General features: G+C 38.4%; 14 protein-coding genes. 7 read left to right on the forward strand and 7 right to left on the reverse strand.

Annotation, left to right across the window (positions count from 1 at the left end; genetic code table 11):
- Window positions 1–27: 27 nt before the first annotated feature.
- The 4 genes from glmU to EXH44_RS10245 form a co-directional block, all read right to left on the reverse strand.
- Window positions 28–1,392, reverse strand: coding sequence for a bifunctional UDP-N-acetylglucosamine diphosphorylase/glucosamine-1-phosphate N-acetyltransferase GlmU (gene glmU, locus EXH44_RS10230; protein ID WP_162857391.1), 1,365 nt, complete (start codon window positions 1,390–1,392; stop codon window positions 28–30).
- Window positions 1,393–1,551: 159 nt separating this feature from the next.
- Window positions 1,552–4,656, reverse strand: a complete 3,105-nt coding sequence (locus tag EXH44_RS10235) for an efflux RND transporter permease subunit (protein WP_162857392.1) — start codon at window positions 4,654–4,656, stop codon at window positions 1,552–1,554.
- An 11-nt stretch (window positions 4,657–4,667) separates the two neighbouring features.
- Window positions 4,668–5,873: an efflux RND transporter periplasmic adaptor subunit gene (locus EXH44_RS10240; RefSeq protein WP_162857393.1), complete on the reverse strand. Its 1,206-nt coding sequence runs from the start codon at window positions 5,871–5,873 to the stop codon at window positions 4,668–4,670.
- 21 nt (window positions 5,874–5,894) lie between these two features.
- Window positions 5,895–6,476, reverse strand: coding sequence for a TetR/AcrR family transcriptional regulator (locus EXH44_RS10245; protein ID WP_162857394.1), 582 nt, complete (start codon window positions 6,474–6,476; stop codon window positions 5,895–5,897).
- A 160-nt stretch (window positions 6,477–6,636) separates the two neighbouring features.
- Between EXH44_RS10245 and purH the strand changes: the two genes are divergently transcribed.
- Window positions 6,637–8,235, forward strand: a complete 1,599-nt coding sequence (purH, locus tag EXH44_RS10250; RefSeq protein ID WP_162857395.1) for a bifunctional phosphoribosylaminoimidazolecarboxamide formyltransferase/IMP cyclohydrolase — start codon at window positions 6,637–6,639, stop codon at window positions 8,233–8,235.
- Window positions 8,236–8,381: 146 nt separating this feature from the next.
- Window positions 8,382–8,993, forward strand: coding sequence for an IS256 family transposase, variant Zn-binding type (locus EXH44_RS10255; protein WP_244238727.1), 612 nt, complete (start codon window positions 8,382–8,384; stop codon window positions 8,991–8,993).
- Here the strand turns inward: EXH44_RS10255 and EXH44_RS10260 are convergent.
- On the reverse strand, window positions 8,990–9,643 hold the full coding sequence (locus EXH44_RS10260) for an IS1595 family transposase (RefSeq protein ID WP_162856388.1): 654 nt from the start codon (window positions 9,641–9,643) through the stop codon (window positions 8,990–8,992). The genes EXH44_RS10255 and EXH44_RS10260 overlap by 4 nt on opposite strands.
- 18 nt (window positions 9,644–9,661) lie before the next feature.
- Here EXH44_RS10260 and EXH44_RS10265 point away from each other — a divergent pair, with 18 nt between their 5' ends.
- Complete coding sequence (locus EXH44_RS10265; protein ID WP_162857396.1) at window positions 9,662–10,039, forward strand: hypothetical protein; 378 nt, start codon at window positions 9,662–9,664, stop codon at window positions 10,037–10,039.
- Between the two features lie 89 nt (window positions 10,040–10,128).
- Here the strand turns inward: EXH44_RS10265 and EXH44_RS10270 are convergent, their stop codons facing one another.
- A complete protein-coding gene (locus tag EXH44_RS10270; protein WP_010786782.1) occupies window positions 10,129–10,509 on the reverse strand; it encodes a YacL family protein in 381 nt (126 codons plus the stop codon).
- 85 nt (window positions 10,510–10,594) lie between these two features.
- Window positions 10,595–13,423 (reverse strand): excinuclease ABC subunit UvrA, encoded by a 2,829-nt coding sequence (uvrA, locus tag EXH44_RS10275; RefSeq protein WP_162857397.1) that lies wholly within the window; start codon window positions 13,421–13,423, stop codon window positions 10,595–10,597.
- Between the two features lie 163 nt (window positions 13,424–13,586).
- On the opposite strand from uvrA, the gene EXH44_RS10280 reads away from it, so the two are divergent.
- From EXH44_RS10280 to EXH44_RS10295, 4 genes are all read left to right on the forward strand, one after another.
- Window positions 13,587–14,123 carry a single-stranded DNA-binding protein gene (locus EXH44_RS10280; protein ID WP_162857398.1) on the forward strand — a complete coding sequence of 179 codons (537 nt, stop codon included), beginning with the start codon at window positions 13,587–13,589 and terminating at the stop codon, window positions 14,121–14,123.
- Between the two features lie 150 nt (window positions 14,124–14,273).
- Entirely contained in the window at window positions 14,274–15,554 is a 1,281-nt protein-coding gene (locus tag EXH44_RS10285) for a site-specific integrase (RefSeq protein ID WP_162857399.1), read from the forward strand.
- Window positions 15,541–15,705 (forward strand): hypothetical protein, encoded by a 165-nt coding sequence (locus EXH44_RS10290; protein WP_162857400.1) that lies wholly within the window; start codon window positions 15,541–15,543, stop codon window positions 15,703–15,705. Before EXH44_RS10285 ends, EXH44_RS10290 begins: the two co-directional genes overlap by 14 nt.
- The gene (locus EXH44_RS10295; protein WP_021424053.1) at window positions 15,705–16,598 is read left to right on the forward strand and encodes an aminoglycoside O-phosphotransferase APH(2'')-If; all 894 of its coding nucleotides are present in this window, start codon (window positions 15,705–15,707) and stop codon (window positions 16,596–16,598) included. The genes EXH44_RS10290 and EXH44_RS10295 overlap by 1 nt, the downstream gene beginning before the upstream one ends.
- The last annotated feature ends 365 nt before the right edge of the window (window positions 16,599–16,963 follow it).

Here is a 16,963-nt window from a genome sequence, read left to right on the forward strand (position 1 = left end):
TTTTGCAAATCTCATTACTTATGTAGATTATTTTTTCTTTGTTGGACGTTGCCAGCCTTGAATATGGCGTTGTGGTACACGGGTAATAACAAGTTCATCGGCTGCCACATCTTTTGTAATGGTTGAACCAGCGCCAATCGTTGCACCATTAGCTACCGTTACAGGCGCAACGAGTTGGGTATCTGAACCGACAAACACATTATCGCCAATGATGGTTTTGAATTTATTTGCCCCATCATAGTTACAAGTAATAGTGCCTGCACCGATATTCACATTAGTACCGATTTCGCTGTCGCCGATATAGGTTAAGTGACCTACTTTCGAGCCTACGCCAATGGTTGATTTTTTGATTTCAACGAAGTTACCCACGTGTGCTTTAGCCGCAAGTTCTGTGCCTGGGCGTAAACGAGCAAATGGGCCGACATCCGCACTTTCACCAATAACGCTATCTTCAAGTACAGAGTAAGGCTTAATTTCAACATTGTCGCCCAGTACGACATTTTTCAGGATAGCTCCTGCGCCAATTTTAACGTTGTTACCAAGTTTGATGTCGCCTTCTAAAATTACGTTCACATCAATCACTACATCTTTACCATGAGTGACAGTACCACGTAAATCAAAACGAGCAGGGTCAATCAATGTTACTCCTGCAAGTAACAATTTTTCTGCTTGTGTTTTTTGATAATAACGCTCTAGTGCAGCAAGCTGTAAGCGATTATTTGCCCCTTCCACTTCCATTAAATCGCTTGCTTGTACCGCTTCCACTTTATAGCCATCACGGTTTGCCATTGCAATTACATCGGTAATGTAATACTCGCCTTGCGCATTGTTATTGTCTAATTGTGATAACCATTTTTTGAAACTTGTGCCACTTGCAACCATAACACCTGTATTGATCTCTTGGATCTTAAGTTGTTCAGGGTTAGCATCTTTTTGCTCAACAATCGCCACCACAGAACCATTTTCACGAATAATACGTCCATAGCCTGTCGGGTTATCTAAAACAACAGTTAATAATGCAATGCCATTTTCTGGTTTGGCAACAATTAGTTTTTCTAAGGTTGCTGGAGTAATTAATGGCGCATCGCCATATAGCATTAAAATATTTTCATCGTCTGCAAAAAAAGGCGCTGCTTGTTGCATAGCATGCCCAGTTCCTAATTGTTCAGCTTGTAAAACCCAGTTCACAGGTTCAGATGATAAACGTTGTTGTAATAAATCACCGCCGTGACCATAAATTAAATGAATTTGCTTAGCAGAGAGCTGTTTTGCTGTATCAATAACGTGTTTCACCATAGGTTTACCTGCAATAGGGTGTAACACTTTTGGTAAATCCGAGTACATACGAGTACCTTTACCCGCCGCTAAAATGACAACGCTTAGTTGAGTCATAGGAAATCCTTCATTTGAATAAATAAAAATCGGTATATTTTACCGAATTTTTTACCAAAAAAGAAAGGATAACCGTGAAGTTATCCTTTCTTAGTCATAAACAAGCGGGTAGATTTGCAAAATTTTTTACCAATCTATCCGCTTGGAGTGGTAGTCAGATTATTCGTGTGCCTTACTTTCTAACGCATATTTGCTTTCGTCAAATTCTTTCAATGGTTTATGTTCACTACCTAAGAAAGTATAAATGACAGGAAGTACGAACAAGGTAAAGAGGGTTCCGATACCAAGTCCCGCAACAATAACCATACCAATACTGAAACGCGCCACTGCACCAGCGCCCGAAGCGTAGAGTAGTGGGATAAGACCTGCAATCATCGCAGCCGTTGTCATCATGATTGGACGTAAACGAATGGTTGCTGCATGAAAAATCGCTTCATTGCGTGATTTACCGTGTAGAAGTTGTTCTTCTTTCGCTACTTCACACATCAAGATACCGTGTTTGGTAATTAAACCAACTAAGGTAATTAAGCCTACTTGCGAGTAAATATTTAACGTTGCACCAGAGACTTTCATGATACCAAGGACATTCATCACCAATAATGCCCCACTGATTGCTAGCGGAACAGAAACTAAGATCACCAACGGATCGCGCCATGATTCAAACTGAATCGCAAGTACGATGTAGATAATTACTACCGCCAAGGCAAAGGTGAACATTAAAGCATTACCTTCTTGAATATATTGGCGAGATTCTGCTTTAAAGTCGTATTGATAACCTGCTGGTAACGTACGATCTAATTCGGCTTGTGTCCATTTTACGGCATCGCCGATTGAACCTGACACAACACCGCCGATGGTTGCTGCATTAAGCTGATTCATACGGCTTAATGATGCTGGCTCAGTGGTGAGTTCCATTGTTACGAAAGAACCAAGCGGAATGGATTCGCCACTTGATGTCGTCACAAAGTAGTTCATCAAATCTTCTGGATTTAGGCGATCACTACGAGCGGCTTGCGAGACAATCGGGTAAGCTCGAGAGTCAATATCAACACGTGTAATGGTTGCACCTGATAAGAATGCGCCTAATGTACCGCTGACTTGTTGCATGGTCACGCCATAAGTCCCCATTTTCTCACGGTCAAACTTCATCTTCATCGTTGCCGTGTTAAATTCAAGGTCTAAGTTAGCGAAGAAAAATTGCCCTGACGCTTGTGCTTTGGCTAAAATTTCACTAGCGACTTCTGCAAGTTTTTCATAGCTATCTGCAGTCGTAATAACCAGTGAGAACGGCAGCCCACTTTCACCTGTCTGAATTTCAGGGAAAGCAACGGCGTTAATATCCATACCAACCACTTGTTCTGCCATACCTGCAACAATGTCTTTCACTTCAAACTGCGATTTGCTACGTTCAGACCAATCTTTTAAAGAGATAATCGACAATGAACTGTTGCCACCGTTAAAGCCTGCAATCGACATTGCACCGTGAACTTCAGGCAATTTAACCACTTTCTCATTAAAAGGTTTCATCACTTCCTGCGTATAATCCAAGTTAGTATTTGCAGGACCAGATCCAAAAGCAACCACAACACCACGGTCTTCAGAAGGTGCAACCTCACTAGACAATGAAGTAAACAAGAATGGTAAGCTCGCAAAAATAGCAATCGCAAAGAACAGCATAAATCCACGAACTGCCATAACCCCTGCTAACATATTTTGGTAGCAGCTTGTCATTTTATCTAACATACCGTGGATACATTTCACTAAACGACCTTCTTCCCCTTCTTTATGCTCTTTAAGCACGCGGCTAGACATCATTGGCGAAAGCGTCAATGCGGCGACACCTGAGATGAATACTGCACCCGCAAGTGTTAAGGCAAACTCTTTAAATAATGAGCCTGTGATACCGTCCATTAATGCCATTGGAGAATAAACGGCAGCGAGGGTGATTGTCATTGAAATAACTGGGAGTGCAATTTCTCGTGTACCAATAATTGCCGCATCAAACGGATTTTTCCCTTCTTTTACATGGCGTTCAACGTTCTCTAAAACCACAATCGCATCATCAACCACCAAGCCGATCGCTAAGATCAAACCGAGTAGGGTAAGCAAGTTGATCGAGAAATCTAACATCTGTAATAAGAACAATACGCCGATTAAAGAGATAGGAATGGTGATAACAGGGATAATCATCGCACGGAGTGAGCCTAAGAATAGGATAATCACCACAAGTACGATAAGTGTTGCTTCACCGATGGTTTTGATTACTTCATTAATTGAACTATTGATTGCAATGGTACTGTCATAGAGAATCTCAGCTTTGATAGAAGCGGGTAGATTCTTCTCAATTTGTGCAAATAACGGGTAGATATTTTTTGCAACGGTTAATTTGTTTGCGGTTGCCGCAGATTCAACGGCCATTACCACGGCATCTTTACCGTTTGCAGTTGCTCGAGCGGTATCTGACGATTTATTCAATTCTACCGTAGCAATATCTTTTAATTTGATTTGTAAGCCAGCGCTGGTGGTTGAAACGGTGATATTTTCCAACTCTTCTACCGAAGGTGTGGTTGATAACACTTTGTTTTTATACACTGTGTAATAACCGTTAGCGCTACCTGCCGCAGTAGATAGGTTATTAGCACTTAATGCCGATAATACGCTTGCACCAGATAAGTTATGTCCAGCCATTTTGTCTGGATCTAACCAAATGCGTAAACCAAAGGTTGAGCCACCAAAAATATTTACGCTAGATACACCATTCACCGTAAAGAATTGTGGTTTTACTACACGGTTTAGGTAATCCGTTACTTGTGGTGATGACAACTCATCAGACATAAAACGAATATACATAAATGCATCGTTTGAACCTGATGATACGCTGATTGCAGGGTCATCAATACCACTTGGTAAATTACCACGGATCGCATTTACTTTAGATGAAATATCCGATAATGCTTCTTGCGGATTGGTATTTAACTTCATTTTTGCTGTCACCGTTGTGGTACTTGGTGAGCTAGATGAAGTCATATAGTCGATATTGTCTGCCTGTGCAACGGCTTCTTCAATTTGTGATGTAACAAGTGCCTGCATTAAGCTTGCATCTGCACCCGCGTAGTTAACGCTGACAGTCACAATGGAGATCGTCATTTCAGGATATTCACGTACTTGTAGCTTGCTAATAGACTGTAAGCCTAAGATCGTAATCAAAAGGCTAATACAGATAGCAAGTACGGGGCGTTTAATAAAAATGTCGGTAAATTTCACAGCTTACCCCATTACAGTTTTGTTTTTGTCGCTGGTGCAATAACCCCAACAGGTTGTACATCAGAAATTTGAATTAAAGCGTTATTTTTTAAGCGTTGTAATCCACCTGTGACAATCATATCACCCGCTTTTAATCCTTTGCTTAGGTGAGAATAGACACCGCTGCGTTCAGCCGTCGTGACTTCCATCTGTTTTGCACGGTAGATTTTATTGACATCTAAGCTCTTATTCATTGCAGCCATTTTTGTGACTTTAGCTTTGTCTTCATCAGATAATGGTTGAAGCACATAAACGGTTTCACCATACATGGTATAAGTAACAGCAATTTGTGGCACAACAATTTGATCTTGTAGGGTTGGTAATGCAACATTCAGACGAGCAAACATACCTGAAAGTAGTTTATCTTGTCCTTCTGTAACGATAGCTTCGATATTAATCAAACCTGTTGCGGTATCTACTGCAGGATCAATTGCAGTAATCTTGGCAGGGAAAGTACGAGCAGGAAGTGCATCAATAGTTGCTGTGACTTTTTGACCAACAAAAATATCTTCTAGGTTAGTTTGTGGTAAGGTAAAGCGAATTTTCATAACGCTTTGATCTTCAACACGAACAATTTCTGTTCCCACAGTCACATATTGCCCTACATTGACATTCACGATACCCGCTTCACCATCAAACGGCGCATAAATTTGACGGCGTTCAATTTGTGCTTTCGTTGCCTCAATCGTTGCTAACAGTTGATTATAAGTCGAGTGTGCATTGTCTAATTCTGCTTTTGAAGCACTGTTTGATGCAACAAGGTTACGGTAGCGGTTATAGTTTGCTTGTGCAGCAGGTAATTGCGCTTCGGTTGCTTTTAAACTGGCGCGTTCCGCACTGCTATCAATTTCAACTAATAGCTGACCTTTTTTCACTTTATCGCCTGATTTGACTAACACTTTAGTCACTGTTCCAGCTGCTTGTGCACTAATCATCGCCCCTTGATTTGGACGAATCGAACCCACAGCAGTAATAACAGGGGTCCATTCTTGACCTTTAACCGTCATTGCGGTGATTTGGCTGACGGTTTCAGGCATATTGGCAGCGGCTTCCGCTTTTTTACCTGCAATAAACTGCTGCATGCCGACCACACCACCAAAGGCAATCAGGACGATCAACAATGTCAGCACAATTAAAAACTTTCTCCCTTTACCAGGTTTATTCGTTTCGGTTGTCATAGTTTCTCCGTAAAAATAAAATTAAATTGTAATGGCTTTCCAAGTGCGAAGAATGACTTCATCAATCATTTCGCTTGAATAAGACTGTTCTAACATCATTTGCTGGTACATTAGTTCCCAAGCTGTTCTCATACTGATAGCATAAAGAACGAAAGGCGGTAGGCTAGCAATAATTTTTTGCGATTGACCTCGCTTAATGAACGTATTCCATGGCAATTCTTCAACTGACATACAATTTTTCATCGTAGTTTGGAATTGCAGTAGCGATTCATACTGATGCATATTTTTGACAATATTGGGATTATCCAACATAAATTGCCAGCTGGCATGCCATAGTTTTTGATACTGTTCAAACAGCGGTAAATCAGCATGATATTCTTGATCAATTGCGGTTTGAAAAGCGTCAAATAAATACAAAACAAGTTGGTTTAGTAAGTGGTCTTTATCCTTAAAATAGAGATAGATAGTCCCCACAGAAACCCCCGCTTCTTTTGCAATTTTATGGGTTGAAAGGTTTTGCACACCTTCCCTTGCCATCAGCACATCAGCCGCTTTTAAAATACGAAGTGCCACTTCATTTTGTGGCACATTTTGTTTAAACATGAATGTCCTGTTTAAAAGTTACTGAACGTTCGTTCATTTTACTGATAAATTTAGATTTTCGCAAAACTTTAAATTTAAGGTTTTGTAAATAATAGATTTACGCAAACGGTTGCGTTATAATTATTTCGTTTTTTATTTCATTCTTATAAAGGAAAAATCAATGGCTCATCGTCCAATCCAACAAGCATTATTAAGTGTGTCTGACAAAACAGGCATTGTCGAATTTGCTCAAGGCTTAGTTCAACGTGGTGTAAAACTACTCTCAACCGGCGGAACAGCAAAATTACTTGCAGACAGCGGTTTACCCGTGACAGAAGTATCGGATTACACAGGCTTCCCAGAAATGATGGACGGACGTGTTAAAACCTTACATCCGAAAGTTCATGGTGGGATCTTAGGTCGCCGAGGCACAGACGATGAAGTGATGGCACAACACGGCATTGAACGTATTGATATGGTTGTAGTTAATCTCTACCCATTTGCTGCAACCGTTGCTAAACCAAACTGCACCCTTGAAGATGCAGTAGAAAATATCGACATTGGCGGACCTACAATGGTGCGTTCTGCGGCGAAAAACCATAAAGATGTTGCGATTGTCGTCAATAACAACGACTTTAACGCTATTCTTGCTGAAATGGATCAAAACCAAAACTCACTCACCTTAGAAACCCGTTTCAACCTTGCAATCAAAGCCTTTGAACACACCGCTCAATACGACTCAATGATTGCCAACTACTTCGGACAAAAAGTACCGCCATATCAAGGTGCTGAGGAAGAAGATATTACCCAAGTCTGCGGACAGTTCCCTCGCACATTAAACTTAAATTTCACCCGTAAACAGACAATGCGTTACGGTGAAAACAGCCACCAAAACGCCGCATTCTATGTTGAAAACGAACTCAAAGAAGCGTCTGTGGCAACTGCAGTTCAACTGCAAGGCAAAGCCCTTTCTTACAACAACATTGCCGACACTGATGCAGCCCTTGAATGTGTTAAAGAATTTAATGAACCGGCTTGTGTGATCGTTAAACACGCTAACCCTTGCGGTGTTGCTCTTGGCAAAGATATTTTAGAAGCCTATAACCGAGCTTACCAAACCGACCCGACTTCTGCCTTTGGTGGCATTATCGCCTTTAACCGTGAATTAGACGGCGAAACGGCACAAACTATCGCAGATCGTCAATTTGTCGAAGTGATCATCGCCCCAACTATCTCTGAAGCTGCCAAAGAAGCCTTAGCGAAAAAGAAAAACGTTCGTGTATTAGAGTGTGGCGAATTTAGCGAAGCACAACCACGTTTAGACTTTAAACGTGTCAATGGTGGTTTATTAGTCCAAGATGCCGATCAAGGAAAAGTGTCTGTTGAAGATTTACAATTTGTGTCTGAACGCAAACCAACCCAAGAAGAATTAGACGATTTACTCTTCTGCTGGAAAGTAGCGAAATACGTTAAATCCAATGCGATTGTCTATGCGAAAAACAAACAGACGATTGGTATCGGTGCAGGACAAATGAGCCGAGTATATTCAGCGAAAATCGCAGGGATCAAAGCGGAAGACGAAGGCTTACAAGTGGCAGGCTGTGTCATGGCATCTGATGCCTTCTTCCCATTCCGTGACGGCATTGATGCAGCGGCAAAAGTTGGCATTACTTGCGTTATCCACCCAGGCGGTTCAATGCGAGATCAAGAAGTGATCGACGCCGCCAACGAACACGGAATGGCGATGGTATTAACGGGAATGCGTCACTTCCGCCATTAATACAAGCGGTCAGATCCGATAAATTTTTTGCAAATAACAAGGCTCTCGATGTTAATGATATCGAGAGCCTTTATTTTGGCATAGTAGACAAAATGGTTGCTAAAAAGTGGCTTAAAGCCTTATATTACGGGCTTTAAGCCACTTTTTTGAATTATGAACCAAAAAAATGTCATTTTTGCCACAGTAGCGACATTTGCAAACATGGTATAAGAAATAATATTCAACGCTATAAATGTAATGCCTGTAATAAAACATTTACCCTTAAAAAGAAATTAAATCCAATAAATATTTGGAATGATTATTCAATAGGAAAACAAACCTATAAACAACTTGCCGAAAAATATCATTGTTCAATTAGAACAATTCAAAGATATCTCGAAAAAGCCCCTAAAACAGCATTAAATCCACCACTATCACGTTATTTGAATATTATTGCGGATACCACCTTCTTTGGTCGTGAATTTGGTATTTTAGTCTTGATAGATTCGCTTTCTAAAAAAGAGGTTTACCATCGTGTCATCAAAACGGAAAAAGATGTTTATTACAGGATAGCATTCAATTCACTTCGTATGAAAGGCTATAGAATTCAATCAATTACCCGTGACGGTAGACGGGGTTTATTGAAAGATTTATTGAATACACCGACACAAATGTGCCACTTTCATATGGTAGCTATTGTGATGAGAGCATTACGAAAAAAGCATCAGTCTATGGCAGGAAAAGAATTAAAAAATGGGGCTGTAGTAGATAAGGTCTAAATCCCACACCATTTTCTCAATATTTTAAGCTGATTAGATGGTGTGCTGTAGTTAAATCTAAACTCACATTCTTTGATAAAAAGATGGAAGTTTTTCTTGTCAATGCCATTGTATTTTCTAAGTACTCGTTTGGCTTGAGACCAGAAATTTTCAATGCCATTGATGTGGTTGTGATCTTTGACAAACTCTTTGGAATGATTGATGCGAAAGTGTTTAAACTCACTCACATCAAGAGCATTATAGCTTCTGTAACCATCTGTGTAAACGATGCTATCTGGCTTGATTTTGCTTGAGATGATAGGCATTAAGGTACTTTGCTTGGTATCTTTTACAACAACAGTATAAACCTTGCCATTACGCTTCAAAAGACCAAATACAGCTGTTTTGCCACCAGCTCCACGACCTCGCTTGCCTTTGCGAATGCCACCGAAGTAGCTTTCATCAAGCTCTACTTCGCCATCAAACAAAGTGTGAGCTTCAAGGTTGAGATTATATTCTATCACAAGTCTGATTTTGCGGTAAAATAAAGCTGCTGAATTGTGCTGAATGCCAAGCAAATCACTTGCTGTTCTAGCAGTAACTTGTGCAACAAAAAATTCAAGCAGTTTTATTTGAACTTTTTTACTTAATTTACAACGAGTTATCTTCATGTTTGTAGTATAGCATAAGTGCTAATCTACTACAGCCCCTTAAAAATTATTGCATTGACACTTAAGCAAAGTTCTAAAAAAGACTTCTATTTACGATTACATCATTGGTATTTAAAACATAAAGCATTTTTAGAAGAACGGTCAGATAAGCCGAATGAAAAGGGCTATTATCCTTATAAACATCGGAATGTAAGAAGTGCTTATCATAGTTTTAAACGTTATATGGATTATTTATTTACCTATGAAAAGTATGGCGATTTAAATATCGAAAAAACGACAAATAGACTTGAAAACTTATTTGGACAACTAAAGAAGAAATTATCGCATCATACAGGCTTAACGAAAAGACATAAGATTATGTTTATAAAGGATTTTTTAAATAAAAAGAGTTGTTAAGAATAATTAAAAATATTCATTAGCAACCACTTTGTCATATAGGCATAGTTTTCACGAAATTAGCAACCATTTTGTCTACTATGCCTAAATTAATGATAAGTTTGAATAAATTTTTGATAAGCATTCAAAAACATTTCAAAATCTTCTAATCCGCAAAAAGCGATGCTTTCTTCATCATAGAAACTAAAACCGTTTTCGACATCCTCAATTTCCTCAAATGTCATATCCAGATTATTGGCTTTCACCATCACTTCTTCAATGTTGATATAAAGGCTATATTCTTTACCTTCAAAAATCCATTCGTAGTTTTGATCTTTGGTTTGGCGACAATGCTCAATTTCAGCAAAAATAGCGGTTAACTCTTTTGGATTTGGAACAATCTCAGTATTTAACCAACGAGCAAACGCTTCGTGATCCATTGAACATTTGGCGATAACGCCGTGCATGGTATGTGTAAATTGGTATTCCATCATTTTCTCCTTTTTAAACAAGCGGTCGGATTCGTTTGAATTTTTGCAAAATTTTATAACGAAGTAACCGCTTGTCACTACAATCTTACCCTTTCTTCAAAATCTCTTTTAAAAATCTTGCCGTATGGGATTTCTTATCTTTTGCTACGTCTTCAGGTGTACCTTCAGCGATAATCTGTCCGCCACCACTACCGCCTTCTGGGCCTAAATCGACAATCCAGTCTGCGGTTTTGATCACATCTAAGTTATGCTCGATCACCACAATGGTATTTCCTTGATCACGCAAGCGGTGCAATACGGTCAATAATTGTTTAATGTCGGCGAAGTGCAATCCTGTCGTTGGTTCATCAAGAATATAGAGGGTTTTGCCCGTATCACGTTTAGATAGTTCCGCCGCCAGTTTCACCCGTTGAGCTTCACCACCTGATAGGGTGGTAGAAGATTGCCCTAAACGGATATAGGATAAGCCTACGTCCATCAAAGTCTGTAACTTACGAGCAATCATCGGCACGGCATCAAAAAACTCACGAGCTTCTTCCACAGTCATATCTAACACCTGATGAATAGTTTTGCCTTTATAGCGAATTTCAAGGGTTTCACGGTTATAGCGTTTGCCTTTACAGTGATCACACGGTACATATACATCAGGTAAGAAGTGCATTTCAACTTTGATCACCCCGTCACCTTGGCAGGCTTCACAACGTCCGCCACGCACGTTAAAGCTGAAACGTCCGACTGTATATCCCCTCGCCCTTGCTTCCTGTGTGCCGGCAAAGAGTTCACGGATCGGGGTAAATAATCCTGTGTAAGTCGCAGGGTTTGAACGTGGAGTACGTCCAATCGGGCTTTGATTGATGTCGATTACTTTGTCAAAATGTGCCAAGCCATCAATGCTCTTATAAGGGGCGACATCTCTGTTTTCTGCACGATTTAACGCATTTTGAGCAATCGGGAATAAGGTATCGTTAATTAAGGTAGATTTGCCCGACCCAGATACCCCTGTGATACAAGTAAACAAGCCAACAGGAATAGCTAAATCGACTTCTTTCAAGTTGTTACCACTTGCCCCTTTTAACACCAGCTGTTTGCTTTCATCTCGTGGGGTACGCTGTTTCGGGATCTCGATTTTTTCCTTACCCGATAAGAATTTACCCGTAATCGACGCTTCATTTTGCATAATTTCTTGAGCTGTACCTTGAGCAATAATCTGCCCACCGTGTACCCCAGCACCAGGTCCAATATCAACAATATAATCTGCCGCCATAATCGCATCTTCATCGTGTTCAACCACAATCACGGTGTTACCCAAATTCCGAAGATGAATAAGCGTGTTTAGCAAACGTTCATTATCTCGTTGGTGCAAGCCAATAGATGGCTCATCAAGCACATACATCACCCCCACTAACCCAGCACCGATTTGGCTGGCAAGGCGAATACGTTGAGCTTCACCGCCTGATAAGGTTTCTGCTGAACGAGAGAGCGAAAGGTAGTTCAACCCTACATTGACAAGGAAAGACAAACGCTCACGGATCTCTTTGAGAATTTTTTCTGCAATTTGAGCTTTCTGCCCTGAAAGATGTAAACCTTCAAAAAATTCCAAGGCTTCACCGATACTCTTTTCCGACACCATCGGCAAGTTGGTTTTCTCTAAAAAGACATAACGGGCTTCACGGCGTAAACGAGAGCCTTCACAATCGGTACAAGCACGGTTATTGATATATTTTGCCAGCTCTTCACGCACTGCATTTGACTCGGTTTCCTTATAACGACGAGCCATATTGTTCAACACCCCTTCAAAAGCGTGAACTCGCTTAACACTATCACCCCGATCATTCACATAGACAAATTCAATTTCATCTTTCGAGCCATTTAAAATGATGTTTTGAATTTTCTTCGGCAACTGGTTAAACGGCATTTCAATATCAAAATCATAATGCTTCGCCACGGATTTCAATAAACCGAAATAGTAGAAACTACGGCGATCCCAGCCCTTAATCGCACCGCTTGCTAAAGACACATCAGGATTTTGCACCACTTTACGTTCATCAAAATATTGCTGAACCCCTAAGCCATCACAAGTTGGACAAGCTCCGGCAGGATTATTAAATGAGAAAAGACGTGGTTCTAGTTCCGTCAGCGAATAGCCACAGTGAGAACAAGCAAAACTTGACGAAAACACTAACTCTTCTGCATTCGGATCGTCCATATCAGCAATAATCGCCGTTGAGCCAGAAAGCTCCAATGCTGTTTCAAAGGACTCCGCTAAACGGGTCGCAATATCGCTACGTACTTTAAAGCGATCAATTACCACTTCAATCGTATGTTTTTTCTGTAACTCTAATTTGGGCGGATCGGATAGATCGCAAATTTCCCCATCAATTCTGGCACGGATATAACCATTAGCGGTCAGATTTTCTAATAATTTTGCGTGTTCGCCTTTACGCTCTTTCACCACAGGGGAAAGCAACATCAAACGCTTACCTTCAGGTTCTTCCAGAACTCTATCCACCATTTGTGAAATTGTCTGAGCCGCTAACGGCACATCGTGATCAGGACAGCGAGGCTCACCCACACGGGCAAACAACAAACGTAAATAATCGTGGATTTCCGTCACCGTTCCCACCGTAGAACGAGGATTGTGCGAGGTAGATTTCTGCTCAATTGAAATCGCAGGGGAAAGCCCTTCAATGTGATCGACATCAGGCTTTTCCATCAAAGATAAGAACTGACGAGCATAGGCGGATAAACTTTCTACATAACGACGTTGCCCTTCAGCATAAAGGGTATCAAAAGCCAAAGACGATTTGCCCGACCCTGATAACCCCGTAATCACAATAAATTTATCTCTCGGAAGAACCAAATTCACGTTTTTTAAATTGTGGGTTCTCGCCCCACGAATATCAATATGTTGCATAACTGCCTTCTAAACAAATGTAAAGCAAAAATTTTCAAATTTTCGATCATTATCGCATAAATTGATTAACTGTACAAAATATCAGTTTTAGTAGATGATTTTTTTTTTATTTTCAGGCAGAATAGCGCAAATTTTACAGATAATTCATTTAAGAGGATTTGATATGGCAGGTGTAAATAAAGTAATTATTGTCGGCAATCTCGGTAACGACCCTGATATGCGTACAATGCCAAACGGCGACGCAGTGGCAACATTAAGTGTAGCAACCAGTGAAAGTTGGAACGATAAAATGACAGGCGAGCGCCGTGAAGTCACCGAATGGCACCGTATCGTATTCTTCCGCCGTCAAGCAGAAGTGGCAGGACAATACTTACGCAAAGGCTCAAAAGTCTATGTAGAAGGCAAACTCAAAACACGCAAATGGCAAGATCAAAACGGTCAAGATCGTTACACTACAGAAATTCAAGGCGATGTACTACAAATGTTAGACAGCCGTAGCGGTGGTGATTTCGGTGGAAATCAAGGTGGTGGCTGGAACCAAGCACCTACTCCGCAAAACTATAATCAAGGCTACAGCAACGATAATTACGCACAAAATAACTTTGGCAATGCTCAACCACAAACTGCAAAAGCACCTGCAAAACCAGCACCGCAAGCGGAACCGCCAATGGATAATTTTGATGATGATATTCCGTTCTGAGTTACATATAATTTAAAACTGTAAAATAAAACCCATATAAATATAGAGAACCCTTTATTTTAAAAGGGTTCTCTTTTTTTACATTAATTTTGACACAACATCTTTAATTTGATAGTATTTATATATGATATTTTTGTAAATTAAATGATTATGCATAGATTAGAAACAGTCCTTTTTTCAAATGGAGAACGTTTTCCTATATTGGTTAATGTTAAAACTGGTATCCCTGATTTTTATTCAACCTTATGGGTAACTGTAGAACTACGTAATCAATCCGCAGTAAACACAATTAGAAATAAGCTGGGAACTATACAGTGGGTAATGAATTGGGAAAAACAGAATAATCTTGTTATTAGCGATCTAATTCATAACAAAGCACTCTTAACAGAAAACCAATTAGAATCTCTTATCCAACATATGAGAATAAATGTAAAAAAGCGAAAGAATGTAATCAATACAAAAAAAAGTGTGTTAATGAAAGGTAGGACTCAATTTATTGATATTTATTCTGCCGTATCTCTTAGTCATCAATATAATAGACTAACAACGCTTTCAGAATACATATTATTTCTATCTAAAGTAATTAATGTATCTAATGAATATATTGAAAAATTGACGAAACTAATTACGTTAATTAAAGAGTCAAGACCTAAAAATCATAAAACATTATCTATCAAACCAGAAAGTGAGCTACCTGATGGATTGTTAGATGAGTTTATGTCTATTGCGAACTTTTCTAATCCTAATAATCCATTTCAAGATATTGGAATTAGAAAAAGAAACCATTTGATGTTTATCTTATTAAAGGAATTAGGGATTAGAAGAGGAGAGCTATTATCAATTCAAATCCCATTTATTGATATAGGAACAGCTAAATCCTCAATTACAATTAGACGAACACATGATGATAAATTTGACACAAGGAAGAAGCAAGCTGTAAGTAAAACGAAAGAAAGGCGACTTCCTATTTCACAAAATATAGCTCAACTTATCAATGACTATATTATGAACTATCGCTCTAAGATTCCTAACGCTAATAAACATCCATATTTATTTGTAACCCATCGAAAAGGAAAAACGCAAGGAAACCCAATTAGTACCAGTTCTTTTGATAATGTTATTGTACCAACGATGAAAAAGATAGATTCTAAATTTTCAATTATTCATCCACATATTTTTCGTCATGAATGGAACTTAGATTTTTCACGAAAGGTGGATAAAAATAATCAAAATGTAAATCATGATTCTTCTCATAAAGATTTTATTTCTCCTGAAAAAGAAGCAAAGATGAGACAACATCTTATGGGACATACATCCGAGAAATCAGGAAATATTTATAATCAACGTTATATAAGAGAAAAAGCTAACAAGATATTATTAGATCTTCAGATTGAGTTTCAAAAAAAGGTTGATAATTATGAATCAGAATAAACGTCTTAGACAGTCAAGAGATGGGTATGTATTTGATGAAAATGAAAACTCTTGGCATATTTCTGCTTGTAAATGTTATGAAAAAGCAGGAGGAATAAATAAAGTAGATGATGAAATTATTTATGTGTATGATTTTAAGGAGAAAAACTAATGGATATAAAAAAGATAATAGAAGAAAAATGCAATATAGTTGTTGATAGTATAAAGTTGATTGGTGAGGGTTATGACAGCAAAGCATACATTGTAAATAATGAATATGTTTTCAAAATCAAATTTAGTGCTAATAAGAAAAAAGGGTATGAAAAAGAAAAAGCAATATATGATTTTCTAAACAAAAAATTAAATACAAATATTAAAATACCAAATATAGAATATTCATATATAAGTGAAGAATTATCTATTTTAGGATATAAAGAAATTAAAGGAACTTTTTTAACACCAGAAATATATTTTGCCTTATCAAAAGAAAAGCAAGAATTATTAAAGCAAGATATTGCTATGTTTTTAAGACAAATGCACGATTTAGATTATAGTGAAATAAGTTCATATACGATAGACAATAAACAAAATGTTTTAGAAGAATATCAATTACTTAAAGAAACAATATATGATAGTCTTACTGATATTGAAAAACAATATGTAGAAGAATTTATGCAAAGATTAAATAGTACAACTATATTTGATGGTAAAAAATGCTTATGCCATAATGATTTTAGTTGTAATCATTTATTACTTGATGATGAAAATAGATTATGTGGTGTAATAGATTTTGGAGATTCTGGAATTATAGATGAATACTGTGATTTCATATATTTGCTAGAAGATAGTGAAGAAGAAATTGGCGTGTCTTTTGGAGAAGATATATTAAGATTATACGGAAATATTGATATTTCAAAAGCAAAGGAATATCAAGATGTTGTAGAACAATATTATCCAATAGAAACTATTGTATATGGTATTAAAAATAATAGACCTGATTTTATAGAAAAAGGTAGAAAAGAGATTTATATAAGAACTCGCAAAGATGAAAAATTAAGGAAGTGATGATATGGTTAAAAACTATCCGGAAGAAGTAGAAGAACAAGTTGATAAAATAAAGAAAGTTTTATAAATGGTGGTACAAATGGATATATATGATTTAATGAAACAAGTTAATGAGTGGGTTAAAGAAATATTATAACTTTTGAAAATGGTAAGTGTGTATCAGATATTGCATATTGTGCATTTAAAGATGGAAAAGTTATAGGAGTTGCAGGTGCTGATAAGATAAATGATGGGATTTGGGAAGTCGCTGACGGTACGCTACACAAACGCAAAATATCCCCAGCAGATTTACTCCTGCAAGACCTACAATGCCTTTGGAAAGAACCACTACACAATAAAGAGGCTGCGCCATCCCGTTCTTTATA

Origin of the sequence: Actinobacillus indolicus, from assembly GCF_004519515.1 — a bacterium.
Taxonomy (GTDB): Bacteria; Pseudomonadota; Gammaproteobacteria; order Enterobacterales; family Pasteurellaceae; genus Glaesserella; species Glaesserella indolica_A.